Here is a 17,742-nt window from a genome sequence, read left to right as displayed (position 1 = left end):
ATGTTTATTATGAAAAATCTGCTGAGATCCTTACTTGCAATTTTTGTTATGTTTGCTACCTTGATCGGTTGCGGCGGCACAAAGGGCGGAAGTCTAACCGATTCGATCTTTGCATCTTTGGGGATTGCTGTAGGTGGGGGAGGAACCATGCCTACTAGCGGTTCTATCGCTCCTTACCAAGACACGGATCAGCCTGCAGTCCTTCCTGTTGATTTTGGTACCGCAGGTCCTCAAGCTCTTCTTAACCTGGCTTCTTTAACTCAAGTGGATCGTTATAAAAGTCTGGAGATCGTTTTCTCCGAACCTATGACCCAATCCACCGTGAATTCGGATTTTGTTTTGCAAGAGCAAACGGGCCCTAGTACGTTTGCTTCTCTTCCGGGACCTGCCTCTCAAAAGGGTGGAGTATTCTATTGGAAATCGGGTGGTAGATTGGTTTTCGATCCGTATAGAGAACTGAAACCGAATACTACTTATCAATTAACCTTAACCGGAGCATCGCAAGCCTTAGAGGGTGGGAATTTGCAACCTTATACGGTGCAGTTTACCACGGAGCCGGACTATCTGGTTTCCGCTAGTTTGAATGGAACTGCGATCGGCCCTGCGAACGGCACTAAGGATCTAACATACTCCGACGCGACTCCTGGAACGATTGCAATGAATTTGACTGCAAGTTTTGCCAATCCGGTTAGCGGTGCGAATCAGATCCAGAGCATTAAATTAAAGCATTTGAATTCTACCCAAGAATATGTGATCTGCGCAGCTTCTCCTTGTGATATGACTGCACCTCTTGCTTCCAGTTTGAATCTGAACTCTTTTAGTGGAACGACTGCCGGATTGAAGCCATACCAAGGAGGGAATGCCTATTGGTTTGAGATCAAGACAGCGAACGGAAAAGTATTCACTCGCAGCTTCGGTTTCAATTATGGAAAAGTAAATACGAACCCATACGGACTGGTAACGAGTGCTGCCGCAGCGGTTTTCGATCAGGCCCAAACTCTGAACTTATTCGCTAAGATCCTGGAGAAGTTCGTACATGCGGACTATAAGATCAACTCCAAGACTTTCAACGATTATGCAGGAACTCCTACCACTAGCAGTGTGACCCCTCTTAACGACCCGAACGGGGATGGAAATACTTCTGACCGCAGATGCATCGATTTCTGGTCTATCACTGCGAACGATTTTCCAATCACCGTAAACTATATTCAATCGTACGGCGATATGACTGGCCAATATGGAAACGGTTATTGTGGAGCCGCAGGTAATCCAGGCGCGTTTTCGATTGTTGCAAGTTTTGCTGGGGATCTTCCCATGTATTTGGATACATATCTTACTAGTGTAAGTGTTCCTTCTCTTGCGCCGGACAGTACTTCGAATATTACCGACTCCATCTATGTGCAGGCGGACGGGGTTTTAGGGATCGACTTAAACGGAAAGAGGGCGGTTGTAGGTCTCGTACCTGTAGGTTATTCTCATGATTGTACGGGACTTGCTTGTTTATTAGGAAATGGTGATACATACGCATTCTCTACTACTGCAACCCTGAATAATAGCGCGCCTTACACTTCCAGACTAGCTCGTGCAAAATCCACGGCTACTTTTGATTCTTCCGGGAATATCGCGATCAATATCAATACTCCGTATACTCCTTCGGATAGTATCACTGGGAATTTCTACGTCTCTGAGTGGACAAATAACCTGACTGTTGCAGGAGTAACTCTTCTCGCTGCGACGGATACTCTTGGGTCATGGCTCTCTCCGATTACTGAAAGCGTTGCGAATAACGCAGTTCCTCAGGCTACTCCTTATATCACCCAGAGTATGCTCAGAGACTTTATCCAAAGGATCTCCGTTGCAGCGATGAATGCTGTGCTCGTGTCTTTGAACAATCCGGGTCTGGATATCACTCTGCCGGATTATCTCCCTGCTCCTTTAAGTAGCTTTCCGCTTTCCCTTCGTTTAATGGCGCAAAACGACGCCGTGGTGAAATCGGATGGAACCAATAAAGGGATCCTGACCTCTGCGAGCGTATCATTGGTGGCTAAGACCCCTCTGGCATCAAGCGATCCGAACTACCATGGGCATCAATTAGCGACCGGATTCGTAAGCACTAAGCCGGCTGCCGCAGCTACTCCGCCTAAGAGCTACGCATTCGCAAATAGTAATGCGAATCCTGGACTCCTTCTTACTTTGAATGCGGACACCGTGACCCAGGCTGCCTATAGTCTCTGGCAGAACGGTGCCTTGAATCTGCGGATCAACAAGGCATTTATCAATACGATAGAAGCTTATGCGGGAAGTGATCCTCTCTTCCAGTTGACCCAACAGTTAGTTCAAGTGGGAACTCTTTTGAATATCCTTGCTCCGGGCAGATCCACATTGGTTGGTTTGAACCCAAGTGATCCTACTAAGCTTGTGACTAACGTGAGTTCTACTGACGAAGTGGACATAGACGTATATGCGATCCATGCACCGAACGGCGAGTTCAAGTTTGTGGGAAGTGCGGCCCAATTGCCGACTCTTGTTGTGAACTTTACGGATCTGGAATTAAGGATCTACGGAAGAAGGCCGAACGGAACTCAGATCGGATATCCAGTGCTTAGTTCTCTTACTTGTTCCTCTGCGGCTGCGGATAGTGCTGCGAACTCCTGTCGTTATCTTTTGAATACTGTGAGAGTAAGCATCAAGGGGGACGGTTCCTTCAACTTTATTCCTTTCGTGAACCCGGATCCTACGAACAAGCCTCAATACAATAACTTGAACGCTTTAAGTCTGGTGATCAAGAAGGATGAGGCGAGTATGTCTTATACCTTAGACATCTTAGAAGGAAGCCAATATAATCCTTTCGGTTTGGATCCGAATGGTATCTTCCAAGTAGTGGATCCTCTGATCCGTTCTCTTATCATTCCTTTGGTGAACAACGTATTGCGTCAAGTCCCTCTACCCCAGAATCTACCTTTGGCGGCGATCACTCACCCGACGAATGGGACTCCTTGCGTTCTTTCGTCCACCACCGATAAGTTGAAACTGATCACGATCCCTGTTCCGACTTCTCAGCCGTACCCTTATTTGTTCGGCGGGTTACAATTCCAAGGAGCGGCAGCTTCCAATCCGGGGTCTGCGATCTCTTGTCCTTAATAGTATGATGAAAATATAAATTATAGAGTAGTGAAGTATTAGAATGAGGATGAGTTTATAGAAGGAAGAAGGAACTAGATAGAAACGATCTGTATCAATTTTCTCCTGAAATTGAAAATGACCCTTTAAAGGCCTGACCTTCTACTTAAGGGAAGGAAAAGGCCTGAGGTTAAAGAGGGCGATCCGACGGGATTGTCTGCCTTAACCGAACTGCATACGATATGATACATATAGAACTGGAGAGAAAAGATGAAGATCGGTGTGGGTATTTTAAATCGTTTTGCGCGTAAATGGACTGTTGTAACAGCAGGTCTGATCGCTCTACTTATATTTTCTGGATGCGGCGGAACCCAGAAGGGCGGCAGCATGCTCGACTCCTTCTTCTCATCTATAGGGATCCCAATCGATTCCGGTGGAAAGGTCCCCGGCTCTTCCAACCAAGTAACTTATACAGAAACGGATACTCCCGTCCAACTTCCTGTGGACTTCGGAACTGCAGGGCCTCAGGCAATCCTCAATCTGGCCAATCTGGCTCAGGTAGATCGTTATAAGAGTTTGGAGATAGTTTTCTCGGAACCGATGGTTACCTCCACTGTGCAGACTGATTTTGTCCTGACAGAGAATAGCGGCACCGCCTTGCCTGGGCCTTCCGGAAATAAGGGAGGAGTCTTTTATTGGAAATCAGGCGGTAGATTGATCTTCGATCCGTATCGGGAACTAAAACCGAATACTACTTATAAGCTAACTCTTACTAGCGCTTCCAAAGGTTTGGAAGGAGGAAATCTCCAACCTTATACGATAACCTTCACTACGGAGCCGGATTATCTCATTAGCATGACCTTGAACGGAACCGCTGTCGGTCCCGGAAATAGCGTAAAGGATCTTACATTTGCGGATGCAACTCCAGGCACCATTGTATTGAACCTGAATGCTAGTTTCTCAAACCCGGTGAATCCGAACCAGATCCAATCCGTAAAACTACAACACTTAAACTCTAGTACGGTATATACGATTTGCAGTGCCCCTTGCGATATGACCGCGCCTCTTGCTGCTTCCATGAACTTGAATGCATTTAGCGGTGCGAACGCAGGATTGAAGCCATACCAAGGCGGAAATGCATATGAATTCCTGATCAGTACTGCGGATGGAAAAACGTTCCGTCGAAGCTTTGGCTTCAATTACGGAAAAATAAACTCGACTCCTTACGCCTTGATCCCGAAAGGTGCGGCCACCGTTTTTGACGAGGCTCAGACATTGAAGTTATTCAGCGGCCTTCTGGAAAGACTTGCCCACAACGATTTCAAGATTGGGGGAAAGACTTTATTCGATTATTCTAATTCTCCGACTTTAGGAACCAAGAGAAGTTCCTATTGTATCAATTATAGCGACGCAAATATAACCTATATTCGCAGTTACGGGGATGCTACCGACTTCGATTCTTCCGCTACATACGGGGACGGATACTGCGGGGCATCCGGAGCAAATCCGGGAGCGTTCGTACAGAATGGATGTTTTACCTTCATCTTCTCTTTCTGCTCGGACTTCGATATAGACGTTTATATTACTAGTGTGAACATGCCAGCTACTTCCGGAAGCTCGAATAACTTGAACGGAGGATTAAAGGCCACCGCAAATAACGAGCTTACCGCTCAGTTAAACGGTAAGACAGCGATCATTAATCTTGCCATGGTTGCTCGTAATAGAAGTTCCTTGGCTACTGTGTCCGCAGGGAATTATTTCTATTTCACTGCAACTGCTGAGTTGAACTACAATCTTAGCACCAAACCTTCTCGTCTAACTCAGGCGAAGACGAATTCAAGCGTGGACTCCACCGGTAGTTTTGTGATCCAGATCAAAACACCGTTTACTCCTACCGATCCGATTACCGGGAATTTCTATACTTCAGAATGGTCCGGAAATCTGACCGTTTACAATATGAACCAGGTCTCTTCCACAGACTGGCTTGCGGATCTGATCAGCTCTATAGGAACAGGGATCGCGAATCAGATGACCGCTTCCTTGACTCCTAAGATCACCCAGGTCATGCTGAGAGACGTATTCCAAAATATTCTTCCGAGTACTTTGAATGCTGTCGTTCTCTCTTTGAACAATCCTGGTTTGGATGTGGTCCTGCCGAATTATCTTCCTGCTCCTTTGAGCAATTTCCCTCTTAGTCTGAAGTTAAAGGCGCAAACGGACGCTGCGGTTAAGGTAAGCGGTTCGAATAAGGGTGTGGTCTCCTCTGCGGATGTGGGCCTTGTCGCTAAGAGTCCGCTCGCAAGTTCCGATCCGAATTATCACGGGCATTTGCTTTCGACCGGATTCGTAAGCACTCGTCCCATTCCTTCTACTGATCCGTTGACGAGTTCGTTCGCATTCTCGAAGAGTGCTGCGAATCCTGGGCTACTTCTCACGTTAACCGCTGATACTGTGACCCAGGCTGCTTATAGTCTTTGGCAGAATGGTGCCTTGAATCTTCGGATCAATAAGACCTTTATAGATACGATAGTCGCATATGCGGGAACCGATCCTCTCTTCCAATTGACCCAACAGTTGGTGAAGGTAGGGACTCTGTTGAATATCCTTGCTCCGGGTAGGTCCACTTTGGTCGGATTGAATCCATCTAACCAGAGCCTGTTGGTCCAGAACGTAAGCGCAACCGATGATGTGGACATAGATGTATATGCGATCCATGCTCCGAACGGGGAGTTTAAGTTCGCGGGAACGAATGCGATCCCCACTTTAGTAGTGAACTTTACGGATCTGGAATTAAGGATCTACGGAAGAAGACCGAACGGAACGAATAACGGTGTGGCCACTTGTTCTTCTGCGGCAGCGGACAGTGCATCTAACTCCTGCCGTTATCTTTTGAACACAGTCCGAGTAAGTATCAAGGGAAATGGAAATTTCAATTTCGTCTCGTTTGTGAATCCGGATCCTACGAATCTTCCTCAGTACAATAACCTGAACGCAATGAGCCTTGTGATTAATAAGGATGAGGCAAGCATGTCGTATTTCTTGGATATCATGGAAGGATTGCAATATAATCCGTTCGGTCTGGATCCTAAGGGGATCTTCCAAGTTGTGGATCCATTGATCCGATCTTTGATCATACCGCTGGTGAATAACGTATTACGTCAGGTTCCTCTTCCACAATCCTTGAATTTGGCGGCTCTCACTCATCCTACCAAGGGAACGGTCTGTAATCTTCCGTCGACGACGGATAAGTTGAAACTGATCACAGTTCCGATCCCGAATACGGAACCTTATCCGTATCTCTTTGGTGGATTACAATTCCAAGGAACCTGGGCGGCCGATCCGGTGACCACCATCGTCTGTCCTTAAGGGACCTTGCTGCCTCCGTAAGTCTCGTCGCTCGGAACGGAATCTTCCGGTGTCCAGCCTTGCGGAGTGTGGCAGGAAAGACAGTTCTTCAAGGAAATATTCTTCTTCATTAGATCCTTAAAAGGGGGAAGGGATTTGAATTTTACGATAATACCTTCGTAGGTACTTCTCTTAGGTTCTCCACCTTCTCCTGGATAGTAACCGCCGTTCCCTTTCTCTTGGAGAGTTCCTTCCTTAGGATCTCCTGATCCGGTCATGAGTACTTTTCCTTCGCAAGTGCAAAAGGAAGAGTCCTTGCTTTTCGTATCATGGAACGCGGAGAAGGCAGTGCCTCTTACCCCGGCAGTCGTCGTAGGAGTGCTTACCTCGAATTTCTTGCCTTTCAGGTTTACGAGTTGGAACCAAGCAAATCCGCTAAGGACTTCCAGTTTTCCGTTCTGGTTCTCATTATAAAGACTAGAGATCCTTAATTTAGTATTTGGTAATACTTTAAACTCGGAACCTCTGTATAAGAGAGTAGTCTTAGAGGCGTTTCCAGTGGAGATCAAATCTCCTGCAGAAGCCGTATCTCCTTTTTGTAAAGTAGTCCAAGGGCCCTTGCCCGCTTTTTGGATCTGTACCTTACCGGTCAGAAAGGAAACCCTTGCGTCTTTTTCGGAGGATTCTTGGCTGATCAATACCAAGGAACCCAGGGATAAAACCAGAGTTAAGATCATCCATATTCTTAATTTCATACTTATCTCCGTTAAAATTCTATTGTTGTCCAGAGTGTTAACTCTTTCGATAAACGTCCGTAAGCAACGATGCCTTGGTTCACTTGAGTGCCTTGGAATTGTTGCAAATATTCAGCTTTCGTTCTTTCAAACCCAGATTGGTCTACATAGGATTTTTGTCTTCCTCCGTCCGCGTCCCTGTTCCTTAATTCGGTATAACCTAAGGAGACACGCACATTTTCCAAAACGGTCCATTCGAAGAAGATGGATCCTCTTCTGAAGGAAGTATGGACGGAATAGCCGGAAGAATTTACCAATGGGCCGATCGTATAACTTTTAACATTCCAATATTCAGAGGTGGGCGCTCCAGGAAAGATCTGGTTGATCTGAGCTTGATTTGCGGCAAGCACTCCATCCTGACCAGTTCCGCCTTCCATTCTTCCCACTGCTCTAAAATTTTCCCAACCGAGAGAAAGCCACGCGTATGCGGCATGCCCGGTTGAATCCAGACCTGGAGAAACAGGATTGATCGATTGACTGGACATGTCTCGAATCGCTCCACCTTTCTGCTTTCTGAACATATATCCTAGTCCAAAGTTCAGAATTTTTTTACGATCAAAATTAGTTTCGAAAGCATAGGAATCACTTTCTAAGGAACGAACATCCTTGATCAGGTTGGTTTTAGGATTATTATCCGAAGGAAGGCATGAAGTACCTTCTCTACAATCATTATAAGCGGAACCCGAAAAGTTAGCGCTGCGATAAAAGAAGTGGAGTCCGAAACGGTTCTCATCTCCTAATTTCGGTTCATAAGAAACTCTGGAAGAAAGGTCGAAGCCGTAGGAATCCGTGCCTTGGATCTGTCTGTACCCTTCTCCATTTGATAAGACAACTTGTGCGGAGAAGGCCTCCCATCTGGCATTTCCGCCTAACCCGGTATCGGCGGGAGCAGGCGCAAAGCCCAAGCTCTCCAAGGGGCCTTTGTCCACATATCGCCAACGCCAATAATTCTTCCATTGGGTGTATGTGTGCGGGAGTTCCTGCATTCCAAAGGTAAGAGAATATTCCCCTAAATTCGTTTCCCAGGTCTTTCTGATGAGCGCTCTACGAATTCCCATAGTAAAAGGATTCAATTTGGTCCCACCGTCCACTGGAGTGCTCGAAGAAAATTGGCTAGCTCGGATGAGTTCCCCCCAAAGTTCTGCGGTGACTCCGGTTTCCTTCCATTCTTTGCTTACGGTAAGTAGGGTCCAAGGAGTGGAGAATCCCGGCTCATGATTTGGATATGGATTGCTAAGACCGGAGGCTCCGTCCTGGAGCCTTTGGTTATAAGAAGGAGAGAGAATGCCCCCGATCCTTAAGCCATAAAAACCGTCGGGCTCGTCCTTCTTTGTCGTTACGATCTCTTCGGAAGACAAATTAGCGGATCCCATAATAAAGCAAACGGTCGCGATCAGCTTACGTAAGGTTCGGATTTTCAAGGAAAGTCCCCCTGACCCTTTCTCCTAACGGAGGAAAGAAAAAATTTCGTTTAGCTAATCCGATCTCTTCTCCGCTGTCTACTAGACTTTCATTTTCATAAGCAAGTCCATCCGATTTCCGTAGTTTTCATTCTAGGCGGAACGAACAATACGTTGGCTGGAACGGCTCGGGAAAAACCGGATCGACGTAGTTCGGGAACTAGTACCCAATGGAATTCGGTAAATGGATTGTAATAATGCAATTTCTTCTTTAGGATCTTGAGCATCGACTTATATGCGCACTTTTAAAATGTTGTTTTGGTTCACCATCAATACGGTTATCGGGACGATGAACTCCTTATTGGTGGCACATAATTCCACAGTTCCTTTTTGGAAGGTCTTTTTGGCGACTCAGGTCACCACTCACGCCGTATGCTCCATTGTGGAATTTGCAGTCGAGTTCTTGAATCGTAGAAAGTTTGGTGCTTTCTTCACGGGAGCCTTTCTCGTACTCGCTTCCGCCGTAGCATCCGTATTAGGCGTTGCAGCGGGAGGGATCATTCATGTACTTCTTTTGGTGGGGGAAGGGGTCGAAAGGCCTCATGGCGGCTCCTATAATATCCTTCTCAGCAGTTTGATCCTGGCTCTCTTCATTTCCTTTTTGGAAAAATCCATGCAGATCCTGATCGAAAGAAGAAGAAAGACGGAAAGCGAGTTGAAGGAGATCCAATATCGGACCTTTCAGAATCGGATGGATCCACATTATCTGTTCAATACGCTGAATACGGTCCATTCTCTTTTAGTAACGGATCCGCAGAAGGCTGATCATGCGCTTATCCTTCTCTCGGAAACATATCGTTTTCTTTCCGATCGCATCTTTGAGAAGACCATTTCTTTCGCGGAGGAATGGAATTTTACCGTGAATTACTTAGAACTGCAAAGGATTCGATTCTCGGATAGTCTCACGATCCGGATCCAAAAGTCGGGGGACTTTTCGAGGCTTAGGATCCCTCCTCTCACCTTACAACCATTAGTGGAAAATAGTTTTAAACACGGTTTGGAGAATCGTTCCGAGTCCGGGATCCTAGAGATCAGTGCAACTGAGGATGAGGGAAGGATCCGGATCGAGATCCGGAATAATGGTAACGAAAAATCGGAAAACGGGTTCTTGCCCGAGAAAAAGAAATCCGAATTTACTCGGACCTTGGATAATATCAAGTCCAGGCTGGAGTATAATTTCGGGGAAACAGACTTGAAATTAGAGAAGAATAAACTGGGTATCACCGTTTTAAAACTGGAATTTGCCACAAGATGAAAGAATCAATATATAAGGTTTTAGTAATAGAAGATGAGGTCCCTGCAAGGGATCTTCTCCGAAAATTCTTGGAGGACTGGAAGCAGTTCGAAGTTGCAGGGATCGCAAGGACCGGATCTCAGGCCCTAGATCTTTTGCATAAGGAGAATTTCGATCTTTTGTTCTTGGATATCAATCTTCCCGAAAAGACGGGATTGCAGGTCTTAGAAGAAATGGGGGACAAGTCTCCAGTTATCGTTTTTACGACTGCATATAGGGAACATACTCTAAAGGCGTTTGAAGTGGGCGCATGTGACTATCTTTTAAAGCCTTATACAAAAGATAGATTCGCTGCTTGTATGGAAAGGGCATTACGTCATTTGCAATTGAAATCGATCTCTAGTTCAAAAGGCGCAGGAGAACCGGATCCGGTATTCGTGTTTCGGGATGGCGGATTGATCCATAGAGTCTTGTTCTCGGATCTGTACTATCTGACTGCGAATGGAAAGCGTTCCGTATTGCATACCAAGGACGGGGATTTTGAGACGGCAAGACTTCTGGGTGACTTGGAAAAAGAACTGCCTAAGACTGATTTTTTACGGATCCATAGAAAGCATATGGTCAATCGCCATATTGTGTCCGCTGCGAAGTCCCAGGCAGGAGGAGCGTATACCGTTTACTTGAAAGATGAGGATGAGACAAATCTTCCGGTGGGAAGAGAATTTGTGGATGGAGTCAAAAGCCTTTTTGGAAAAGGTTAATGTAGGAACTGTTTTAGAAATTCCGATGCGGCCCCCACCCTGCATTGGGTGGGGGGAGTGGCCCGTGGGCATCGCCTGTCGCTATATCACAAATGCATCCTTTCGTCTAACTCAAAATCTTTCGGATTTTCGTGTGGGAACTGTTACCAGGGGATCTCTTTCTTATCCCTAAGAAAAATTCCGGAGGGCCCGTCTTCATTCAAAAGTGCAGCCCAAACGATTGTCTCCGCACCTTTTTCTACGGAACGACTCGCTCCCGGACCTCCCATATCGGTTCGGACCCATCCAGGACAAACAGAATTTATTTTGATGTTTGGACTGCCTGCTTCCGCATTAAGGATGCGAGTTAGAGCGCTTAACGCAGTCTTGGAGATACGATAGGCGGCATAGCCGGACCCCATATCATAGAGCTGGCCCATTCCGGAGCTTACATTCACAATTCTTCCGTAGCCGTTTTGTTTCATCTTTCCGAGGATCTTTTGGGAAAGAAGAAAAGGGCCGATCAGATTTACGTTCAAAGTACCCTGCAACATTTCCAGAGTTGTATTTTCAATAGAGCCTTTGTCCATGTAGATCCCGGCATTATTCACGAGAATATCAATCTTGGGGAATTTTGAGAGAATGGTAGAAAGAAAATCCTGAATGTCGGAAGGATCGGAAACATCCAAAGCAAATGCTTCGGCAGAACCTCCGCTCTTTTGAATGAAGTCCACGGTCTTCTGAGAATCTTCTTTCTTGCGAGAAACGCAGACTACATGAACTCCCGCTTTGGCGAGTTCCTTAGAGACCTCTTGTCCGATCCCTCTACTGGCACCTGTGACGATTGCAATTTTTTTGTCCATGGAGATTGGACTAATCTTTGAACCAGTTTTTGTATTTAAAATACAGGATCATTGCCCCAGGGATCATTAAGATTGTAGTAAGAGACACGGCCAAAATGGTCCTACTCGCATACGGAAGATCCGTAAAATTCATCCCGAAGAACCCTGTCAAAAAGGTGAGGGGCATGAAGATCATGGAAACCAAGGTCAGTCTCTTGATAATATCGTTCGTTCTTTGGGATAGAAGGGAAAAATACGCATCCATAGAGTTCCCAATCAGATCTCGGTCCATATCTATGGTTTCTACAAGCCTACTTAAATGATCGTAAACATCCCTAAAATAGAAACGGATCTTCTCTGAGAGGAATTTGTCCTCATGCCTCATGATCAGGTTCAAAACCTCTCTCTGAGGCGAAAGGACCCTTCTCATTCGGACCAGATTCCTCTTAATATATAATATATTTGTAATGAAATCTGGTCGAACATCATTCATTAATATCTGGTTTTCCAGATCAGTGATATCGTCCGAGATCTGATCTAGGATCGGGAAATTAGAATCGACTAAAAGATCGAATAGAAGATAGAGAACGTGATCCGTTCCCTTTGCGGAAATATTCGGTTCGGAGGCGCATCTATGCCAAAGGAAATCGATTAAGGGTTCTTTATGCTGGTGAACCGAAACGATGAACCTCTGGTTAAAGAATACATGGGTTTCATTTGCGGCATAGGATTGTTTTCCTTCCGATTTGAAACTATGTAAGACCATAAAGGCATGATCCTCGTAGTCCTCGAACTTAGGTCTTTGGTTTTGGTTGGTGCAATCCTCTATCGCTAAATCGTGAAATCCGCAATTATTAGAGAGAAAAAGCAGATCTTCCTCGCTGGGATTTTCCAGGTCGATCCAGACTTTTTCCTTTTTTAGGGTCTTACTTAAGGAGAAGTTATTGCGAAAGGAAAAGTCTACTTCTTTCGGGACGGCTTTGGAATTCGAAATTTTTCCGTGATTGAGGGGAAAGGAGAGAACACGGATCATCGTTGCAAGGCCCTTAGGTGTTCTCCAATGCGTAAATGATATACGCTCGGAAGTCTTCTAAAGTAAATTCTCTTTTATTTGTGAGATGATTGACCATATAACCGATGATGGCCGAAGTAAGGTTCTTTACTTCGAATTCTGAATAATTAGGCTTCAATGCCAAGATGATCTTCTTAGAATTCTCATAGAAGATGAGATTCACAAGATGTATATTTCTTTTTTTTAATCTATGGATCTTGGGTTGGAGCATCAGGCTCCAATACAAACGAAGATACTCTTCGTTTTCTTTTACAAGTTTAACGATCTGTCCGCCCAAAAATTGGATCAGCTCGCTTTTGTTCTCGGAAGAATTCAGTTTCTCCGGCAAATACTTCTTCAGTATCGTATCGTGGGATTCTATGATCCCTTCCAGAATGGATTCCTTGGATTCGAAATAGCGGTAGGCGAGCCCGAGGGACAGCCCGGCTCTCTGCGCGATCTGCCGCATAGTGGAGCCGTGATACCCTTGCTCGGAGAAGAGTTTTAAAGAAGTCTTTAGAATAAGATCTCTGGTATCTTTGGCCATTTTTTACCGGATAGAGTAGAGGACCTTTCTGGATCCGATCCTTTCCCGGTTTGTTTCCATACGATTCTTATATCCGTAGGCCTTTTCCGGTTTTAAAACGGAGAACAGATCGTACAATTCAATCTCGAATTGTAGCATTGCCTCCGCCACCTCTTCCGAAACCTTATCGGCGGATTGAAGAGCGTCTACGCAAACATGACGAGAGTTGATCTTGTCGGGGCGGATTTCCTCGGCGATCTTCCTGAAATTTTGCTTTGTGATCGTTCCTCCGACAGAGGTCTTCTTTCCTCTATCCTTGGCGATGGCTACAATCGTGCGGGTCACCTTCATGACTTCTTCGTCGTCCGGGATCAGGCCCATGGATGCGGAAAGATCCGATCTCGCGGCGGTCACTTGGTCTAGGTCCTCGAATGCCTTGGAATCGGCAATTTCCAGCAGGTTCTTATAACCGGTGATCGTCTCCAAATTGATCGCCTTATTCACTTTTGCAAAAGTGACAGGAGTAAGCATACTTTTGAGAGTAGAGATAAAATTCTTAAGAGCGTAAGAGGACTCGATCATAGGAGCGGAAATCCCTTCGATTTCTTCCTTAACGAGCATTCGGATATCGGTCCTGGCCTCCGGACCCCCGATCTTAACTGTGACCGGGACCAAGTCCTTGGCAATCATATGCAAGACACGGATCTCGTCTGCGTCCATGTCTTCTGTCTCCGTTCCGCCTTTCAGGCCGACGATCGGATAGCTACGCATCAAGGAGATGAGGTAGCGTCTGAGTTCGATGATTTTGCGGTCTATCTGCTCTTTCACAATCCTAGTATCGTCTTTTTCCCAAAAAGAGTAAGGATTTTTGGTTTTTTACTGAAATTGCGAAAGCGGAGAGAAGGATCCTCAGGCAAGACCAGCGTGTTATTGACGGGAAATCCACTTTCCGTACCAATAGACCTATGAATAAGCCTAAGGGCAGTACCTTCGTCAAACAACTCCCATCCTGGGTCCAAGCAATCATCGGGGAAGAATCTGTAGATTCCACATTCTCATTTCTTTTCATCGTTTTATTAGTGTTGGCTTTTAAATCCTCCGTCTTGGACGCGAATAATATTCCTTCCGGTTCTATGATCCCCACCTTGAAGATCGGGGATTTTCTATTTGTGAATAAGATGAGATATTCCCTTCGCTTGCCTTTCACGGAGAAGGAACTGATCCGTTACGACGATCCCAAGAGAGGAGACATCGTGACCTTTGTTCCACCCGAGGGTGCGTTACGCGAACCAGGTGAATCCAGAGAAGGTTGGTTCCCGAAACGCTTCGTAAAGAGAGTGATCGGGATTCCTGGAGATAGGATCCGAATTACTCCGAAACCTATTCTTCGAGATGGAAAGCAGATCTATTACGGAGCCATAGAATACATGGAGAAGGGGAGCCAGGAATTCAAACCGTACGAATTCCACGAGACGGATCCGGGGAGCCTACTCTACGATCTAGATGATCCGGGTGCGGTAGAGAATTATGTATTCCAAGAGCAGAAGCCAGGCTTTCAACATTATGTGATCGAAGGCCCACATATCGAAAAGGGAACGGATTGCTATAAGCCTACCGGTTGTTTGATCCCCGAGAATTATTACATGATGCAAGGAGACAATCGTCCGAACTCCTTCGATTCCAGGGACTGGGGATTCGTGCCAAGAGAAGATGTGCTCGGAAAGGCACTCATGATCTATTTCTCCATCAATTGGAAGGATCATGTCTGCCAATACAAGAGTGGAAAGGACCTGGCGGACCTAGGGCAAAGCGATGCGCCTAGATACGAAGGAGAAGAATTGGAATCCAAGTGCAAGGACACAGGGTATTACAATTCAATGCCCAAAATGCATTCTAGTTATCTGGACAGGGACCAAATGGGCTGGCTAAAGAGCACCATCTTGTATAGAATTCCTCGTATGGAAATACGTTGGTCCAGGATCGGGACCATCTTAGAATAAAATGGAAGACTCTCCTAAGCCTTCTTCTGATAAAAATCAATCTCCTTGGGGACTTGCTAGTCTCGGAATGGAGTTTTGCTTTATCATAGGCGCTTCCTTCTTTATAGGAAGATACTTGGATTCCAAATTTAGTTGGTCTCCTTTCGGGATCCTAGGTGGTTTAGTCTTCGGATTCAGTTACGGGATCTATTACATCTTGTACAGAGTGGGACAATTCGAGAAGGGAGATAAGTAATCTCCAATGGGGGAGGAAGGAGAGGGCCTTCTTAAGCCGAAAAAATATTATATCGGGGCCTTTTTCCTTCTTCTGGTATGCTGGATCTGTTATGGATCGCTACCGGAGCCAATTTCCGGATTTTGGAAGGGGATGTTTCTCTCTCTTCTACTTTCTTTTGGTTTTTATTCACTCCGATTTTATATACTTTCTAAACTCCCAAAAGAAGACTTTTCTGCCCAACTTGGAACGACTGTTCTATCTTTATTAACACAAACAGCCGGTTTGTTATTGTTTATATGGATGGGCGAACGTGAAGGTTTTATTCTCGGTTTTTTTATTGCTCATTTCGCGAACATTTTAATATTGGTATTCGCAAGGTGAAGGGTATAAACGCATAGATACAGGCGTTTTACTTGAAATCTTGTAGGAACAAGACTCCTGGGAAGGTGCTCTCCCGAAATATCTTTCCTCCCTGATGTATAGGGATCTTTTATAAGTATGTTGAAACAAATCTTCGCCGCAATATTGATCGTTTTCTCATTACCATTGTTCGCATCCGAGAGTGGAGACAAGTCCTTCGATCTGAACGAAGTGTTGGTGCATCACTTGATGGACCATGTGGAGTTTCCTTTTAATATCGGGGGAACCAGAGTGTATGAAGGACACGAAGGTTTCGATTCACACAATGAGAATATCTTTTTGGATCATCAGACCGGTCATAGATTCCATTTTGTAGGTGGTCTTGATCTTCATATCACTCGTCGAGTGACCATGATGTGGATCGTTTCCTTGTTGCTCTTCCTTGTTTTCATTCCTGCAGCTCGACTCATTGCTCGAAATCCTCTCAAGATCCAAAGCAAATTTGCAAATGCTGTCGAAGCATTTGTAAGCTTCCTCAAGAAAGACGTAGTCGATGCGAACATGGATGGTCATGGGCATTCTTATTATCATTATATCTTCACATTATTCTTCTTCATTCTATTCTCCAACCTGATGGGTCTGTTTCCTCCTGTGGGAGAAGTGATCCAACTCGGAGTGGATTATATCAATAGCGGAGAAGAGGCAGAGGCTGCTGCGGCATTAGCTTCCGGTCATCATGAGTCGATCTGGATCGCGAAGGTTTGGAACGGGATCACTGTCACTGGAGATATCTCGGTTACTGTCAGCTTGGCTCTGATCACATTGCTTTTGATCTACGGAACAGGCTTTGTATACCAAGGACCTAAATTCATTCTTCATTCCGTGCCGAATGGGGTTCCTTGGCCTTTATATATACTCATGTGGCCTTTGGAATTCATCATTTCCCCTCTTGCGAAAGCATTCGCACTTACAGTGCGTCTCTTGGCGAATATGACTGCAGGGCACGTGATCATTCTGGCTCTACTTGGATTTGTTTTCCAATTCCAATCCTACGCGGTAGGAGCCTTCGCTTCCGTTCCGGGAGCTACTGCGATCTACTTCTTGGAGTTGTTTGTTGCATTCCTCCAAGCTTACGTATTCGCGTTATTAACCTCGCTCTTTATCGGATCGAGCATGCACAGGCACTAATTTTATTATAAGCGTTTTGATTTCAAATAGGAGAAAATAGTAAAATGGAATTCGGACTTGGATACATCGGAGTGGGAATCGCAGCTGGCCTCGCTATTTTAGGCGCAGGTTTAGGAATCGGAAGAATCGGTGGTTCTGCAGCTGAAGGAATCAGCCGTCAACCTGACGCAGCTGGAAAAATTCAAACTGCGATGATCATTTCTGCAGCACTTATCGAAGGTGCCGCTCTGTTCGCAATCGTAATTGCGTTCCTTGCTGGCGGAACTTTGAACGAAGCAGTAAAAGCTAAAGCTGCAAACCCTGCAGCAGTTTCCGCTCCCGCAGAAGGTAAATAATCTTGTTTCTCTTAGCAGCTGGGAAGGGGCTAGGCGGATTATTAGATGTGAATCCGGGTCTATTAATATGGACCCTGATTACTTTTCTAATCGTCGTAGTTATCCTTAAAGTTTTCGCTTGGGATGTAATTCTCAAAGCTCTGGATGAAAGAGCTGAGACGATCCAAAACGATATTCGAAAAGCTGCTGACGTACGTTCCGAAGCGGAAGCCCTGCTCAAAGATTATGAAACAAAAATCGCAGCAGCAAGGGATCAAGCGAGTGGAATCGTAGCAGAAGCAAAATCGGACGCTACTAATCTCAGAAACAAACTGTTGGATGATGCTGCTAAAGAAGTGAAGTCCCTAAAAGACGGAGCTTTGAAAGATATAGAACTCGCAAAATCCAAAGCGTTGGCTGAACTCCAAGGACAGATCGTGGACATGACCATTCAGGTCGCCGGATTGGTTCTGGAGAAACAGTTAAAAGCGGACGATTACAAATCATTTATCGAAAGCGAGCTAGGCAAGATCAGGAAACTGAGCGCATAA

Annotated in this window: 15 protein-coding genes; 9 read left to right on the top strand and 6 right to left on the bottom strand. The window is 45.5% G+C overall.

Annotated elements, in window-relative coordinates; translation table 11 throughout:
- Window positions 1–9 precede the first annotated feature (9 nt).
- Window positions 10–3,141, top strand: coding sequence for an Ig-like domain-containing domain (locus tag EHO57_RS12495; RefSeq protein WP_135643600.1), 3,132 nt, complete (start codon window positions 10–12; stop codon window positions 3,139–3,141).
- Between the two features lie 249 nt (window positions 3,142–3,390).
- Entirely contained in the window at window positions 3,391–6,486 is a 3,096-nt protein-coding gene (locus EHO57_RS12490) for an Ig-like domain-containing domain (protein ID WP_135643598.1), read from the top strand.
- On the opposite strand, the gene EHO57_RS12485 is transcribed toward EHO57_RS12490, so the two are convergent.
- Window positions 6,483–7,226, bottom strand: a complete 744-nt coding sequence (locus EHO57_RS12485) for a FecR family protein (RefSeq protein WP_210410016.1) — start codon at window positions 7,224–7,226, stop codon at window positions 6,483–6,485. The genes EHO57_RS12490 and EHO57_RS12485 overlap by 4 nt on opposite strands.
- 5 nt (window positions 7,227–7,231) lie before the next feature.
- Complete coding sequence (locus tag EHO57_RS12480; protein WP_210410015.1) at window positions 7,232–8,632, bottom strand: hypothetical protein; 1,401 nt, start codon at window positions 8,630–8,632, stop codon at window positions 7,232–7,234.
- A 376-nt stretch (window positions 8,633–9,008) separates the two neighbouring features.
- Here EHO57_RS12480 and EHO57_RS12475 point away from each other — a divergent pair, with 376 nt between their 5' ends.
- Both EHO57_RS12475 and EHO57_RS12470 read left to right on the top strand, forming a co-directional pair.
- Window positions 9,009–9,974 (top strand): sensor histidine kinase, encoded by a 966-nt coding sequence (locus EHO57_RS12475; protein ID WP_135643739.1) that lies wholly within the window; start codon window positions 9,009–9,011, stop codon window positions 9,972–9,974.
- The gene (locus tag EHO57_RS12470) at window positions 9,971–10,714 is read left to right on the top strand and encodes a LytR/AlgR family response regulator transcription factor (protein ID WP_135643592.1); all 744 of its coding nucleotides are present in this window, start codon (window positions 9,971–9,973) and stop codon (window positions 10,712–10,714) included. Before EHO57_RS12475 ends, EHO57_RS12470 begins: the two co-directional genes overlap by 4 nt.
- 143 nt (window positions 10,715–10,857) lie before the next feature.
- Here EHO57_RS12470 and EHO57_RS12465 read toward each other — a convergent pair whose 3' ends face one another.
- From EHO57_RS12465 to EHO57_RS12450, 4 genes are read right to left on the bottom strand one after another with little or no spacing between them, the layout of a single operon-like run.
- Complete coding sequence (locus EHO57_RS12465) at window positions 10,858–11,556, bottom strand: SDR family NAD(P)-dependent oxidoreductase (protein WP_135643589.1); 699 nt, start codon at window positions 11,554–11,556, stop codon at window positions 10,858–10,860.
- Window positions 11,557–11,566: 10 nt separating this feature from the next.
- Entirely contained in the window at window positions 11,567–12,568 is a 1,002-nt protein-coding gene (corA, locus tag EHO57_RS12460) for a magnesium/cobalt transporter CorA (RefSeq protein ID WP_135643587.1), read from the bottom strand.
- Between the two features lie 13 nt (window positions 12,569–12,581).
- A complete protein-coding gene (locus tag EHO57_RS12455) occupies window positions 12,582–13,133 on the bottom strand; it encodes a TetR/AcrR family transcriptional regulator (protein WP_135643585.1) in 552 nt (183 codons plus the stop codon).
- Window positions 13,134–13,136: 3 nt separating this feature from the next.
- Window positions 13,137–13,940: an aldolase/citrate lyase family protein gene (locus EHO57_RS12450; protein WP_135643583.1), complete on the bottom strand. Its 804-nt coding sequence runs from the start codon at window positions 13,938–13,940 to the stop codon at window positions 13,137–13,139.
- 137 nt (window positions 13,941–14,077) lie between these two features.
- Between EHO57_RS12450 and lepB the strand changes: the two genes are divergently transcribed.
- The 5 genes from lepB (at window position 14,078) to EHO57_RS12420 (ending at window position 17,742) form a co-directional block, all read left to right on the top strand.
- Window positions 14,078–15,112 (top strand): signal peptidase I, encoded by a 1,035-nt coding sequence (gene lepB, locus EHO57_RS12445; RefSeq protein ID WP_135643581.1) that lies wholly within the window; start codon window positions 14,078–14,080, stop codon window positions 15,110–15,112.
- Between the two features lies 1 nt (window position 15,113).
- A complete protein-coding gene (locus EHO57_RS12440) occupies window positions 15,114–15,347 on the top strand; it encodes an AtpZ/AtpI family protein (RefSeq protein ID WP_135643579.1) in 234 nt (77 codons plus the stop codon).
- Between the two features lie 480 nt (window positions 15,348–15,827).
- Window positions 15,828–16,877 carry a F0F1 ATP synthase subunit A gene (gene atpB, locus EHO57_RS12430; RefSeq protein ID WP_135643575.1) on the top strand — a complete coding sequence of 350 codons (1,050 nt, stop codon included), beginning with the start codon at window positions 15,828–15,830 and terminating at the stop codon, window positions 16,875–16,877.
- Between the two features lie 44 nt (window positions 16,878–16,921).
- Window positions 16,922–17,212 (top strand): ATP synthase F0 subunit C, encoded by a 291-nt coding sequence (gene atpE / locus EHO57_RS12425; protein ID WP_135586802.1) that lies wholly within the window; start codon window positions 16,922–16,924, stop codon window positions 17,210–17,212.
- Window positions 17,213–17,214: 2 nt separating this feature from the next.
- A complete protein-coding gene (locus EHO57_RS12420) occupies window positions 17,215–17,742 on the top strand; it encodes a F0F1 ATP synthase subunit B (RefSeq protein ID WP_135643573.1) in 528 nt (175 codons plus the stop codon).

Source organism: Leptospira langatensis (assembly GCF_004770615.1).
In the GTDB taxonomy this organism is placed as follows: Bacteria; Spirochaetota; Leptospiria; order Leptospirales; family Leptospiraceae; genus Leptospira_B; species Leptospira_B langatensis.
The sequence above is the reverse complement of the archived record's forward strand: the minus strand, read 5'-3'. Positions and strand labels throughout refer to the sequence as shown.

Bases quoted from the DNA above. Each gene is read 5' to 3' on its own strand.
- EHO57_RS12495 (WP_135643600.1), top strand. From the start codon at position 10: ATGAAAAATCTGCTGAGATCCTTACTTGCAATTTTTGTTATGTTTGCT.
- EHO57_RS12490 (WP_135643598.1), top strand. From the start codon at position 3,391: ATGAAGATCGGTGTGGGTATTTTAAATCGTTTTGCGCGTAAATGGACT.
- EHO57_RS12480 (WP_210410015.1), bottom strand. From the start codon at position 8,632: ATGGGATCCGCTAATTTGTCTTCCGAAGAGATCGTAACGACAAAGAAG.
- EHO57_RS12475 (WP_135643739.1), top strand. From the start codon at position 9,009: ATGAACTCCTTATTGGTGGCACATAATTCCACAGTTCCTTTTTGGAAG.
- EHO57_RS12470 (WP_135643592.1), top strand. From the start codon at position 9,971: ATGAAAGAATCAATATATAAGGTTTTAGTAATAGAAGATGAGGTCCCT.
- EHO57_RS12465 (WP_135643589.1), bottom strand. From the start codon at position 11,556: ATGGACAAAAAAATTGCAATCGTCACAGGTGCCAGTAGAGGGATCGGA.
- corA (WP_135643587.1), bottom strand. From the start codon at position 12,568: ATGATCCGTGTTCTCTCCTTTCCCCTCAATCACGGAAAAATTTCGAAT.
- EHO57_RS12455 (WP_135643585.1), bottom strand. From the start codon at position 13,133: ATGGCCAAAGATACCAGAGATCTTATTCTAAAGACTTCTTTAAAACTC.
- lepB (WP_135643581.1), top strand. From the start codon at position 14,078: ATGAATAAGCCTAAGGGCAGTACCTTCGTCAAACAACTCCCATCCTGG.
- EHO57_RS12440 (WP_135643579.1), top strand. From the start codon at position 15,114: ATGGAAGACTCTCCTAAGCCTTCTTCTGATAAAAATCAATCTCCTTGG.
- atpB (WP_135643575.1), top strand. From the start codon at position 15,828: ATGTTGAAACAAATCTTCGCCGCAATATTGATCGTTTTCTCATTACCA.
- atpE (WP_135586802.1), top strand. From the start codon at position 16,922: ATGGAATTCGGACTTGGATACATCGGAGTGGGAATCGCAGCTGGCCTC.